Source organism: Halomonas rhizosphaerae, assembly GCF_030010555.1.
Lineage (GTDB): Bacteria > Pseudomonadota > Gammaproteobacteria > Pseudomonadales > Halomonadaceae > Halomonas > Halomonas rhizosphaerae.
In genome coordinates, this window is sequence record NZ_JASCQP010000023.1 from 165,858 (window position 1) to 177,677 (window position 11,820).

Here is an 11,820-nt window from a genome sequence, read left to right on the forward strand (position 1 = left end):
CTCCCGGGGCGCCCTCTGCCACTCCCACCACCCCGCCAACCCAGAAAAAACCCTTTAATATCAATTAACTGAAAGTGGATACCTCCTACCTCCCTGGAGGTAGCCCGCTGGTTTGCCGGCATTTTCACCCCATTTCACCGTTTCCCGACGAGGCGTATCTTTCGCGGCAAAGCCCCCGCCTTGATATCGGTCAACCGTGACCGCGGGCCGGGGCCCCACGCAAGCGCTCTGAGGGGAAATGCCATGACCAGAAAGAATGCCGACATCGAACGCTGGGATGTCGAGAACGAGGAGTTCTGGGAGAAGGAGGGCAAGAAGGTTGCCAACCGCAACCTCTGGATCTCCATTCCCAGCCTGCTGATGGGCTTCGCCGTCTGGCTGATGTGGGGCATGATCACCACCCAGATGCAGAACCTCGGCTTTCCGTTCACGGTAAATGAACTCTTCACCCTGACCGCGCTGGCCGGCCTCTCGGGCGCCACCCTGCGTATCCCGGCCTCCTTCATGATACGAATCGCCGGCGGGCGCAACACTGTCTTCCTGACCACTGCCCTGCTGATGATCCCGGCACTGGGCACCGGCATCGCGCTGATGAATCCCGGGACCCCGCTGTGGGTCTTCCAGGCCCTGGCGCTGCTCTCGGGGATCGGCGGCGGCAACTTCGCCTGCTCGATGAGCAACATCTCCAGCTTCTTTCCCAAGAAGCAGCAGGGCTATGCCCTGGGCATGAACGCCGGCCTCGGCAACTTCGGCGTCACCACCATGCAGATCCTGATCCCGCTGGTGATGACCGTGGGCATCTTCGGCGCCATCGCCGGCGACCCGATGGAGCTGCAGAAGGCCAGCGGCACCCTGATCGGCCGCATCGAGTCGGGCACCGATACCTGGATCCAGAACGCCGGCTTCATCTGGCTGGTCTTCCTGATTCCGCTGGCCTTCGCCGGCTGGTTCGGCATGAACAACCTGCGCACCATCACCCCGGACCCAGGCACGCCTATCCAGGCTTTCGGCAAGATCCTCGGCCTCTACGCCGTGGGAGCGATCACCAGCGTCATCGGCATGTTCGCCCTTAACCTGGTCGGCATGTGGGTCGCCCTGCCGCTGACCATCGTGCTGACCGTGGTGCTGCTGCGCCTGATCCCGGGGGATATCAAGCCGAGCATCAAGAAGCAGTTCGCGATCTTCTCCAACAAGCACACCTGGTCGATGACGGTGCTCTATATCCTGACCTTCGGCTCCTTCATCGGCTTCTCCGCGGCCCTGCCCCTCTCCATCAACGTCATCTTCGGCAACATGATGGACGTGGCCGCCGACGGCAGCGTCTCTCGCATAGCCAACCCGGATGCCCCCAGCGCCCTGACCTGGGCCTGGATCGGCCCCTTCGTCGGCGCCCTGATCCGCCCGGTGGGCGGCTGGATCTCCGACAAGGTCGGCGGCGCCATCGTTACCCAACTCATCTCGGTAGTCATGGTCATCGCCTCCGCCGTGACTGGCTACGTGATGATGCTGGCCTACAACTCCACCGACCCGAACAGCTACTTCGCGATCTTCATGATCATGTTCGTGATCCTGTTCGCCGCCAGCGGCATCGGCAACGGCTCCACCTTCCGCAGCATCGGGGTGATCTTCGACGCCCAGCAGAAGGGGCCGGTGCTGGGCTGGACCTCCGCCGTGGCCGCCTACGGCGCCTTCATCGCCCCGCGGGTAATGGGCGAGCAGATCCAGGCCGGCACCCCGGAACTTGCCATGTACGGCTTCGCGGTCTTCTACGCCGTCTGCCTGGTGATCAACTGGTGGTTCTACCTGCGCAAGAACGCCTATGTGAAGAACCCCTGATTCAGCAAGCCGGTAGCGCCCGGGAAGGCCCCGGGCGCGTCCCTCACCCGATGTGTAGAGAACAGCCATGAAGATCATGCTTGCCTACGATGGTTCGCGGAATGCCAGGCTGGCCCTGGAGCAGACCATGCAGATGTTCCACAACAATGCGCCCACCCTGGTGCTGGTCGGCGTCGCCGAGAATCCGCGGGATGCCACGGATGCCAACGAGGACCTCTTCCAGGAGGAGTACCGGGAGCTCAAGGCGCAGCTGCAGGAGGGCGTCGAGACCGCGGTGAAGGGGGGCTTCGACGCGGAACTCCTGATCGCCGAAGGCGATGCCCGCAAGCTGTTGCTGCAGGCCACGCACAAGGAGAAACCCGACCTGCTGGTGATTGCCCGTCACAGCCACCAGCCCGACCCCAGCTTCATCGCCAAGTCACTGAATGCCATCTTCGATGAATTCGACTACATGACCTTCGGCAGCGTCAGCTCCTTCCTGACGCGCCGGGCCGAGTGTCCCCTGTTGATTCTTCCCACCGGCGATTCGGCAGCACAGGAATAAACGACCATGAAAGTCTCCTCCGTCTTCAAGGTGAAGAGTCCCGAGATCCGGGCCCTGCACCTGACCTGGATCGCCTTCTTCATCACCTTCTATGTCTGGTTCAACATGGCGCCGCTCGCCTCGAGCATGCTCAAGAGCGTCGACTGGCTGAGCCCGGACGACCTCAAGCTGTTCGCCATCTGCAACGTGGCCCTGACCATCCCGGCCCGCATCATCGTCGGCATGGCCCTGGACCGCTTTGGCCCGCGGCGGGTGTTCTCGATACTGATGGTCTCCATGTCGGTCCCGGCCCTGGCCTTTGCCTTCGGCGATACCATGACCCAGCTGCTGGTCTCGCGGCTGGTGCTCAGCTCCATCGGCGCCAGCTTCGTGGTCGGTATCCACATGACCGCCCTGTGGTTCAAGCCCAGGGACATCGGTTTCGCCGAGGGCTTCTATGCCGGCTGGGGCAACTTCGGCTCCGCGGCTGCCGCCATGTCGCTGCCGACCATCGCCATCACCATGTACGGCGGTGCCGACGGCTGGCGCTGGGCCATCGCCCAGAGCGCCATCGTGATGGCCGCCTACGGCGTCTACTACTGGTTCGCCATCACCGATGGCCCGGACGCCAAGGCCCACCGCAAGCCGCGCAAGGCCGCCGCCATGGAGGTCAGCAGCTGGGCCGACATGATCAAGCTCATCCTCTGGACCATCCCGCTGGTCGGTGTGCTGGGGATCCTGGTATGGCGCATCCAGAACATGGGCTACCTCTCCACCACCGGCGCCGTCATCGCCTACCTGGCGATCGTGGCGGTGGTCATCTACCAGATCGTGCAGATCCTGCGCGTCAACGTGCCGATCCTCAAGCAGGGGGTCCCCGAGGACGACAAGTATCCCTTCAGCAGCGTGGCGGCGCTGAATAGCACCTACTTTGCCAACTTTGGTGCCGAGCTGGCGGTCGTCTCCATGCTGCCGATGTTCTTCGAGGAGACCTGGGGGCTGAACGCGGCCACCGCCGGCCTGATCGCGGCCTCCTTCGCCTTCGTCAACCTGGTGGCACGCCCCATGGGCGGGCTGGTCTCCGACCGCATGGGCAACCGCCGCTTCGTGATGCTCAGCTACATGTTCGGCATCGGCATCGGCTTCGTGCTGATGGCCATGCTCGACGCCAGCTGGCCGCTGATCGTGGCCATCGCCATCACCATCTTTACCTCCTTCTTCGTGCAGGGGGCGGAAGGCGCCACCTTCGGCATCATCCCGTCGATCAAGCGCCGCATCACCGGCCAGATCTCCGGCATGGCCGGTGCCTACGGCAACGTGGGGGCAGTGGTCTACCTGACCATCTTCACCTTCGTCACGCCGACCCAGTTCTTCTACATCATTGCCACCGGGGCCTTCCTCAGTTGGCTGATCTGCCTCATCTGGCTGAAGGAGCCCGAGGGCGCCTTCGACGAGGAGTATCACGTCTCGTCGGTGGATCGCATGATCGAGGAGCAGGCGGCGCTGAAGGCCGGCCAGGCCGCCCGCTGAGGCACACCCACCCCGGGCGGCACGACGACCGCCCGGACCATCCGAAAGCCGCAGGAAGTCAGAAGGGGGACGCAATATGGCCTCGCAACGCTTCAAGCAGTATTCGGTGCTGATCGCCAATACCTTCGCCTTCACCATGTGCTTCATGGTGTGGACGATGTTCGGCGAGATCGGCGTGCCCATCGCCGAGCAGCTGGATCTCAACGGCACTCAGTTCGGCATCCTCACGGCGGTGCCCATTCTCACCGGCTCCCTGACCCGCCTGCCGCTGGGTGCCATGACCGACCGCCATGGCGGTCGCCCGGTGTTCTTTGCGATCCTGGTCTGCGTGGTGCCGGCGATCTGGCTGGTGCAGTTCGCCACCCAGTACTGGCAACTGCTGGTGCTCGGCGCCTTCATCGGCCTGGCCGGCGGCGCCTTCTCGGTGGGCATCACCTACACCGCCAAGTGGTTCGAGAAGGATCGCCAGGGTCTGGCCATGGGCATCTTCGGCGCCGGCAACGCCGGGGCCGCGGTGACCAAGTTCGTCGCGCCCACGGTGATCGTGATGCTGGGCTGGCAGGCCGTGCCCAACATCTATGCGGCAATCATGCTGATCACCGCCATCCTGTTCTGGTTCTTCACCTACTCCAACCCGGCCCATCGCAGTACCAGCAGGATCTCGCTGCGCGAACAGGCCAGGGTGCTCAACGACCCCAGGGTGTGGAAGTACTGCCAGTACTACTCGGTGGTGTTCGGCGGCTACGTGGGCGTCTCGCTGTGGCTGACCCGCTACTACATGACCGAGTACGGCATGGGCATCCAGCTCGCCGCCCTGATCGCCACCATCTTCGTGCTGCCCTCCGGGGTGATCCGCGCCTTCGGCGGCTGGCTCTCCGATCGCTTCGGCGCCCACACCGTCACCTGGACCTGCATGTGGGCCAGCCTGATCGCGCTGTTCATCATGTCCTATCCGGAGACCCAGTACCGAATCGCCGGGGCCGGCGGCGAGGGTGTCGTCGAGTTCGGCTTCGGCATCCCCATCTGGCTGTTCACCACCGCACTGTTCGTGGTGGGTATCGCCTGGGGCATCGGCAAGGCCTCGGTGTTCAAGTACCTCTCCAACGAGTACCACGAGAACCTGGGCTTGGTCTCCGGCATCGTGGGCCTGGCCGGGGGGCTCGGTGGCTTCCTGCTGCCGATCATGTTCGGCGCCCTGGTCGACCTCACCGGCGTGGCCACCACCGTCTGGATGCTCTGCTTCGGGGTGACCCTGGTCTCCATCATCTGGATGTGGTGGACCGAACGCCGCGTGCCGATGCTCACCCGCGACGAGACCCATGGCGGCAAGCCGGCCGAGACTTGATCCAGGCCAGGAAAATCCGCCGCGCCTCGCGCTATAGTGGTATCTGAAATACATCAATAGGCCGGAACCCCCGATGCGGGCTCCGGTCGACTGCCGGATGCGAGGTGTCCCCCATGTCCCACACCCTGGCCCATGAAGGTTCCGCCAACCCCGACAAGGCCGTCCGCGGCCGCGGTGCCGCCATCGTCGTCTACATGCTCTTCCTGGGCAGCGTGCTCGCCGTGGTCACCGCGCCTGTCGGCGTGCTGATCGCCCACCTCAAGCGCCGAGGCGCCGAGCCCTGGGTGCAGAGCCACCTGCAGTTCCAGATCCGCACCTTCTGGCTGGGCATGCTGGGCGGCGGCCTCTTCGTCGCCACCTGGCATCTGCTGGGGCTGGTGGGCGCCCCTGCCGTGGCGCCCTGGGCGCTGGGCTATGTCTACTTCACCGCCTGCCTGATCTGGATGGTGGCGCGCTGCGGCGTGGGCATCAGCCGCCTGACCTCCAACCAGCCGGTGACCAACCCGCGCAGCCTGGCCTTCGGCGGCGCCCGGGTAACCCTGGCGGACGGATGAACGAGCGGGCACTTCCCAACCCCGGGTGGGGCCCTCTCTCGGCGCTGCCCGGCAACCCGCTGATGTGGGTGCTGATCCTCAGCGAGATGCTGGTCTTCAGCGCCTTCTTCGCCCTCTACGCCGCGGAACGGGTGGCGGCGACGGCACTCTTCGACGCCTCCCAGCGCGAGCTCGACCCGCTGATGGGTGGGCTCAACACCCTGGTGCTGCTGACCAGCGGGCTCTGCGTAGCCCTGGCCGTGGAGGCCGTGAGCGCCGGACGGATCCGTCGGACCCGCCAGTGGCTGGGCGCCTCCATGGCGCTGGGCGTGCTGTTCGGCGTGATCAAGGGAGTCGAGTATGCCGGCAAGTTCGCGGTCGGCATCACCCCGGAGACCAACACCTTCTTCGGCTTCTACTACGGGCTCACCGCCTTCCACTTCGCCCATGTGCTGTTCGGCCTGGCACTGCTGGCGCTGGTGACCTGGCGCACCTCCACCGAAAACGTGGAGACCGCCGCCGCCTTCTGGCACATGGTCGACCTGATCTGGATCCTGCTCTATCCGCTGCTCTATCTATTGCGCTGAAGGCTCCCTCCCGAGGTGATCATGACCATGCTTCCCGGCACCCGCCGCCTGCTCATCACCTGGGCCACGCTGATGGCCCTGACGGTGCTCTCGATGGTCTCGGCGCGGCTGGACCAGGGGAACTGGCAGGCGCTGCCGCTGTGGTCGGCGGGCCTGGTGGTCGCCGCCACCGGCTTCAAGGCCCAGCGGCTGCTGATGGTGTACCTCAACCTGCGCGCCGCCACCCCGGCCTGGAAGGGCACCTTCGTGGGCCTGGTGGTGGTGACGCTGGGGCTCATCGCCGGCGGCTACCTGGCGGCACGGCTGGGCAGCTGACGCCGACTCCGGCCGCAAGCTTCCTTGCTGCGGATCGAACACGAGAGTCCCACCTGGCGCCACCTCCTGGCAAGCCGCGGGATCGCGTCGCCTCTTGCCGCTGCTCCCGAGCCAGCGAGAACGTGCCCCGCGCCGGGATGCCTGTTATAAGTGAAAGTGCAGGCGGCAAGCATCCTGCCATTCGGTAAGTGACTCACGCGAACGTGGCTTCTGCGTTGGCTCAAAAGCGTCGCTAGGCGACGAAAGGATTATGACCTCGCCACCCTCCTCGGCATCCGGCCCTCTCGTGGCCATCGGCGGTGCCGAGGACAGAACCTCCGATCTGGAGATCCTCAACCGGGTTTTTGCCCTGGCCCCCGAGGGCAACCTCGAGGTTGCGGTCATCGCCACCGCGAGCAGCATTCCCGACGAGGTGCTGCCCGACTACGAAGCGGCCTTTGAACGCCTGGGGGCCAGTCGCGTCCATTTGCTGGGTATCCGCGACCGCCGTCAGGCGGCCGAGGATGACACCGTTCGCCTGATCGAGCAGAGCGGCGTCATCTTCTTCACCGGCGGAGACCAGCTTCGCCTGACCAATGTCCTGGGCGGCTCCCCGGTGCTGACTGCCATCCGCGAACGCCTCGACAGCGGCGCCGTGGTGGCCGGGACCAGTGCCGGTGCGGCGGCCATGCCGGGCACCATGATCTATAACGGTGCCGCCACTGACGCCCTGCGCAAGGGCGGGGTCAACATGACCTTCGGCCTCGGCTTCGTCGACGGCCTGATCATCGACAGCCACTTCCTCGAGCGCGGGCGTTTCACGCGGCTGATGGAGGTCGGGGCGAGCAATCCCGAGCACCTGGGGGTAGGCCTTGGCGAAGATGCCGGCGTGATCATCCACCCCCACGGCATCCTCGAGGCCATCGGCTCGGGGCATGTCATCCTCATCGACAGCCGGGACCTGGCGAGCTCGAATATCGCCGACCTCTCCATGGGTGAACCGGTGGCCATCGAGAACATGATCCTCCATGCGATGGTCAGCGGCCATGGGTTCGACGTCGAGGCGCGGCGCTATCTCGTCCCCCACGAACTCGGCGCCATTCTCGCGGAGGGACGATGAACATTCTCGAGCACCGGGCCCTGCGTGGCCCGAACTACTACAGCCGCTACCCGGCGATCTTCTTGCGCCTGGACATCGGCGACCTCGAGGAGAAGCCAAGCGATCTCGTCCCCGGCATCGTCGAGCGGATGACCGCCCTGCTGCCGACCCTGCAGGAGCACCGCTGCTCGGTGGGCCGGCCCGGCGGCTTCCTCGAGCGGCTGGAGCGCGGCACCTGGGCCGGTCATGTCGTCGAGCATGTCGCCATCGAGTTGCAGAACCTGATCGGCTTTTCGGTGGGCTACGGCAAGACCATCGACAGCTATGACACCGGCATCTACAACGTCGTCTACCGCTACCGGGACGAGGCCTGCGGCCTGGCCGCCGGGATCGAGGCCGTCGACCTCGTCGAGCGGCTTTTCGCCGGCGAGGCGATCGACATGCCGGCGATCATCGACCGCCTCAAGCAGGTGCGCGACGCCCACATGCTGGGGCCCTCCACGGCCGCCATCGTCGACGCCGCCAACCAGCGTGGCATTCCCCATACCCGCCTGAGCGAGGAGAACAGCTACATCCAGTTCGGCCATGGCCATCGGCAGCAACGCATCCAGGCGACGGTGACCGGCCACACGGACCTGATCGGCTACGGCATCGCCGACGACAAGGAGTGGACCAAGCAGGTACTCGGCGATGCCGGCATTCCGGTACCCCAGGGGCGGGTGTGCGGCTCCTTCGATGAGGCGCTCGACGCCGTCCGTGACATCGGCTATCCCGTCGCGGTGAAGCCGGTCATCGGCAACCATGGCCGCGGCGTGAGCACGAACATCGAGGACGACACGTCGCTGCGTGATGCCTTCGACATCGCCGCCCATCGCAACCCCTCGGTGATCGTCGAGCAGTACATCCGGGGCGAGGACCATCGCCTGCTGGTCATCGATAACAAGCTCGTGGCCGCGGCCCGGCGCCGCCCGGCGCATGTGGTCGGCGATGGGGTCGCCACCTTGCAGGCCCTGGTCGACGCGGAGAACCGGGACCCACGTCGCGGCGTCGGGCACGAGAACCTGCTGACCCAGATCCAGCTGGACGAGCAGTCGCTGCGGCTGATCGGCCAGCAGAATCTGACCCTGCAGAGCGTCATCCCGGCCGGCGAGATGGTCTTCCTCAAGCCCACGGCGAACCTCAGCACCGGGGGGACGGCCACGGACGTGACCGACGATGTCCATCCGGAAGTGCGTTACGTGGCGGAGCGCATCGCACGGCTGGTGGGGCTGGACATCATCGGCATCGACCTGCTGGCCGAGACCCTCACCCGCCCCCTGGAGGAGCAGTCCGCTGCCGTGGTCGAGGTCAACGCCGGGCCCGGCTTTCGCATGCACCTGTCGCCCACCCACGGGGAGGGCCGCGAAGTCGGTCGCCCGGTGATCGACATGCTGTTCCCCGACACCGAGGCCACGGGGCGCATCCCCGTCGCGGCGGTCACCGGCACCAACGGCAAGACCACCACCGTGCGACTGCTCTCTCACCTGCTGCGCCAGTCGGGACGCAATGTCGGCATGGCCTGCACCGGTGCCATCGAGGTCGACAACCATGTGATCCTGCGCGGTGACTACAGCGGCCCCCAGGCGGCCGCGATCGTGCTCCGCGAGCCTACGGTCGAGTGCGCCGTGCTCGAGGTCGCCCGCGGCGGCATCATGCGCCGCGGCCTGGGGTTCGACGAGTGCGACGTGGGCGTATTGCTCAACATCGCCAGCGATCACCTGGGTGAGCATGATATCCACACCCTCGACGAGCTGGCGCGCTGCAAGACCGTGGTCATCGATGCCGTGCGCCAGGGCGGGACGGCCGTGCTCAATGCCGACGACCCGCGGGTGCTGGCCGGCCAGGAGTGGGCCCGAGGCGATATCATCTTCTTCACGTTGGACCCCGACTCACGTCCCGTCCGTCGGCATGTCCGCGACCAGGGTGTCGCCTTTACCGTCCACAACGAACGCATCGTGATGCGCCAGGGCCATGTCGAAGCCGAGGTGATACCGGTCGTGGACGTGCCGATCACCTTCGAGGGCCATGCCCGCTTCAATGTCGCCAATGCCCTGGCCGCCAGCGCGGCCGCCTATGCCCTGGGGCTCTCCATCGCCGATATCCAGATGGGCCTGCAGACCTTCCATCCCACCCCCGGACAGAATCCCGGACGCACCAACCTCATCGACGCCAACGGCATGAAGGTGCTGATCGACTATGGGCACAACGTGCCGGCGCTCGAGGCCTTGAGCGAACTGGTCGGCTGCATTCCTGCCCGGCGACGCATCAGTGTGGCCAGCGCTCCGGGGAATCGCCGTGACGAGGACCTGTTCACGCTGGGCACCCTGCTCGCCAGGATGCACGACGTCGTCTTCATCTACGAGACCGACGCCCGCGGGCGCGCTCCCGGTGACGCCGCTCGCCTGCTGCGCGACGGCGCCGAATCGGTGTCGGGAGCCTGCCGGGTGGAGGTCATCATGGATGAAACCCAGGCCGTCGACAGGGCCTTCGATGAGGCAGGTGAAGGCGACCTGCTGGTGCTGCTGATCGATGATGTCGAGGGCGCCATCGAGCGCCTGAAGGGCCGCCGCTTCTCGCCCCCGGCCTCGACTGACCCCACCGATGAGTCGCCATGATGCCCCTCGATGATCGGGACGCCCCCCTGCTGACCCTGCTGCGCGTCGGACGCATCTTCGCGCCGGCCCCCCTCGAGGCCACCGAGATCCTGATCGCCGACGGCCGGATCGCGGCGCTGGGGCGCGATCTCGCCGTGCCGGAAGGGTGGCCCGTGCGCCTGGTGGAGGCTCGCGATCTCACCGCCGTCCCCGCCTTCATCGACCAGCACGTGCATGTGACCGGTGGCGGCGGCGAAGGCGGCTGCGGTACCCGCTGCCCGGAGATCACCGCCCGGGAGATCGCCGCCATGGGCATCGGCACCGTGGTGGGGGTGCTGGGCACCGACGGCATCAGTCGATCGCCGGCGGACCTTCTCGCCAAGGTACGCGGGCTCAGGGCCGAGGGCATCGCGGCCTACATGTACACAGGGTCCTATCGGGTGCCACCCCCGACCCTGACCGGCGACGTGCAGCGCGACCTGGCCTGGATCCCGGAGGTCATCGGCCTGGGCGAGATCGCCATCTCGGACCATCGTTCGAGCCAGCCGCGACAGGACGAGATCGAGCGACTGGTCAGCGAGGTGCGCGTCGGTGCCATGCTGGCCGGCAAGCTGGGCATCTGTCATTTTCACGTCGGCGATGGCAAGCGGGGACTGGAACCGTTGCGCCGCCTGCTCGCCGAGACCGAGATTCCCGCCAAGCAGGTGATTCCGACTCACGTCAACCGCCATCGCGACCTGCTCGAGGAGGCCGCCGACTATGCGCTGACCTTCGATGCCAACCTGGATGTGACCGCCTTCGACGACGCCGACGAGGACGACCTGAGCGGTTTCGGTGCGGTATCGCGGCTGTTGCAGCGCGGCGTCCCGGTCGAGCGCATCACCATGAGTTCGGACTGCAATGGCAGCCTGCCCGAGTTCGACGCCCGGGGCGCCTATATCGGCATGCGGGTGGCGGGCAACACCACCCTGATCGCGGACTGGCAGCGCCTGGTACGCGAAGAGGTGCTGCCACTCGATGAGGCCCTCGGCCTGATCTCGGGAAACGTGGCGCGAGTGCTCGGACTCGATGGCCGGAAAGGCCGCCTGACCGTCGGCCACGACGCCGACGTGACCCTGCTCGACGACGACCTCCAGCCGCAACAGACCTTCGTGGCAGGGAAGCGTCTCTACGCCAGGGACGCCCCGTTGTAGCGCCCTGGATGCGTCACTCTCGAGAGCCCTGAGGACTCGGTGGAGGCGTCGCCCGTGCCCAGCCCTCCAGGACACGCCCCAGGCGCATCAGGCCATAGACAACGAAGGGCACCAGCAGCATCAGCCCGATACCCCAGTCGCGGTTGTTGATCAGCCACACCAGCGGCAGCACCAGCGCAACGGCGACCAGGCACCAGGCCGCCACGGCGAGGATCAGTCGGGTACGGATGGTCATGGCGCGTCTCCT

General features: G+C 66.2%; 11 protein-coding genes. 10 read left to right on the forward strand and 1 reads right to left on the reverse strand.

Translation table 11 applies throughout. The features are described from left to right. Window positions 1–243 precede the first annotated feature (243 nt). The 10 genes from QLQ83_RS08730 (at window position 244) to iadA (ending at window position 11,573) form a co-directional block, all read left to right on the forward strand. Entirely contained in the window at window positions 244–1,836 is a 1,593-nt protein-coding gene (locus QLQ83_RS08730; RefSeq protein ID WP_282735134.1) for an MFS transporter, read from the forward strand. A gap of 67 nt (window positions 1,837–1,903) precedes the next feature. Beyond that, window positions 1,904–2,380, forward strand: coding sequence for a universal stress protein (locus QLQ83_RS08735; RefSeq protein WP_282735135.1), 477 nt, complete (start codon window positions 1,904–1,906; stop codon window positions 2,378–2,380). 6 nt (window positions 2,381–2,386) lie between these two features. Further along, window positions 2,387–3,889 carry an MFS transporter gene (locus QLQ83_RS08740; protein ID WP_282735136.1) on the forward strand — a complete coding sequence of 501 codons (1,503 nt, stop codon included), beginning with the start codon at window positions 2,387–2,389 and terminating at the stop codon, window positions 3,887–3,889. Between the two features lie 76 nt (window positions 3,890–3,965). Then, on the forward strand, window positions 3,966–5,234 hold the full coding sequence (locus tag QLQ83_RS08745; protein ID WP_282735137.1) for an MFS transporter: 1,269 nt from the start codon (window positions 3,966–3,968) through the stop codon (window positions 5,232–5,234). A 113-nt stretch (window positions 5,235–5,347) separates the two neighbouring features. Next, a complete protein-coding gene (locus tag QLQ83_RS08750) occupies window positions 5,348–5,788 on the forward strand; it encodes a DUF4870 family protein (RefSeq protein WP_282735138.1) in 441 nt (146 codons plus the stop codon). Then, on the forward strand, window positions 5,785–6,354 hold the full coding sequence (locus tag QLQ83_RS08755) for a cytochrome c oxidase subunit 3 family protein (RefSeq protein WP_282735139.1): 570 nt from the start codon (window positions 5,785–5,787) through the stop codon (window positions 6,352–6,354). Before QLQ83_RS08750 ends, QLQ83_RS08755 begins: the two co-directional genes overlap by 4 nt. 21 nt (window positions 6,355–6,375) lie before the next feature. Then, a complete protein-coding gene (locus QLQ83_RS08760) occupies window positions 6,376–6,669 on the forward strand; it encodes a hypothetical protein (RefSeq protein ID WP_282735140.1) in 294 nt (97 codons plus the stop codon). Between the two features lie 250 nt (window positions 6,670–6,919). Continuing rightward, window positions 6,920–7,768, forward strand: coding sequence for a cyanophycinase (locus tag QLQ83_RS08765; RefSeq protein ID WP_282735141.1), 849 nt, complete (start codon window positions 6,920–6,922; stop codon window positions 7,766–7,768). Then, the gene (gene cphA, locus QLQ83_RS08770; protein ID WP_282735142.1) at window positions 7,765–10,401 is read left to right on the forward strand and encodes a cyanophycin synthetase; all 2,637 of its coding nucleotides are present in this window, start codon (window positions 7,765–7,767) and stop codon (window positions 10,399–10,401) included. Before QLQ83_RS08765 ends, cphA begins: the two co-directional genes overlap by 4 nt. After that, on the forward strand, window positions 10,398–11,573 hold the full coding sequence (gene iadA / locus QLQ83_RS08775) for a beta-aspartyl-peptidase (RefSeq protein ID WP_282735143.1): 1,176 nt from the start codon (window positions 10,398–10,400) through the stop codon (window positions 11,571–11,573). The genes cphA and iadA overlap by 4 nt, the downstream gene beginning before the upstream one ends. 13 nt (window positions 11,574–11,586) lie before the next feature. On the opposite strand, the gene QLQ83_RS08780 is transcribed toward iadA, so the two are convergent. Next, entirely contained in the window at window positions 11,587–11,808 is a 222-nt protein-coding gene (locus tag QLQ83_RS08780) for a hypothetical protein (RefSeq protein ID WP_282735144.1), read from the reverse strand. Window positions 11,809–11,820: the final 12 nt, after the last annotated feature.

Bases quoted from the DNA above. Each gene is read 5' to 3' on its own strand.
- QLQ83_RS08740 (WP_282735136.1), top strand. From the start codon at position 2,387: ATGAAAGTCTCCTCCGTCTTCAAGGTGAAGAGTCCCGAGATCCGGGCC.
- QLQ83_RS08750 (WP_282735138.1), top strand. From the start codon at position 5,348: ATGTCCCACACCCTGGCCCATGAAGGTTCCGCCAACCCCGACAAGGCC.
- iadA (WP_282735143.1), top strand. From the start codon at position 10,398: ATGATGCCCCTCGATGATCGGGACGCCCCCCTGCTGACCCTGCTGCGC.
- cphA (WP_282735142.1), top strand. From the start codon at position 7,765: ATGAACATTCTCGAGCACCGGGCCCTGCGTGGCCCGAACTACTACAGC.
- QLQ83_RS08755 (WP_282735139.1), top strand. From the start codon at position 5,785: ATGAACGAGCGGGCACTTCCCAACCCCGGGTGGGGCCCTCTCTCGGCG.
- QLQ83_RS08735 (WP_282735135.1), top strand. From the start codon at position 1,904: ATGAAGATCATGCTTGCCTACGATGGTTCGCGGAATGCCAGGCTGGCC.
- QLQ83_RS08745 (WP_282735137.1), top strand. From the start codon at position 3,966: ATGGCCTCGCAACGCTTCAAGCAGTATTCGGTGCTGATCGCCAATACC.
- QLQ83_RS08780 (WP_282735144.1), bottom strand. From the start codon at position 11,808: ATGACCATCCGTACCCGACTGATCCTCGCCGTGGCGGCCTGGTGCCTG.
- QLQ83_RS08760 (WP_282735140.1), top strand. From the start codon at position 6,376: ATGACCATGCTTCCCGGCACCCGCCGCCTGCTCATCACCTGGGCCACG.
- QLQ83_RS08730 (WP_282735134.1), top strand. From the start codon at position 244: ATGACCAGAAAGAATGCCGACATCGAACGCTGGGATGTCGAGAACGAG.
- QLQ83_RS08765 (WP_282735141.1), top strand. From the start codon at position 6,920: ATGACCTCGCCACCCTCCTCGGCATCCGGCCCTCTCGTGGCCATCGGC.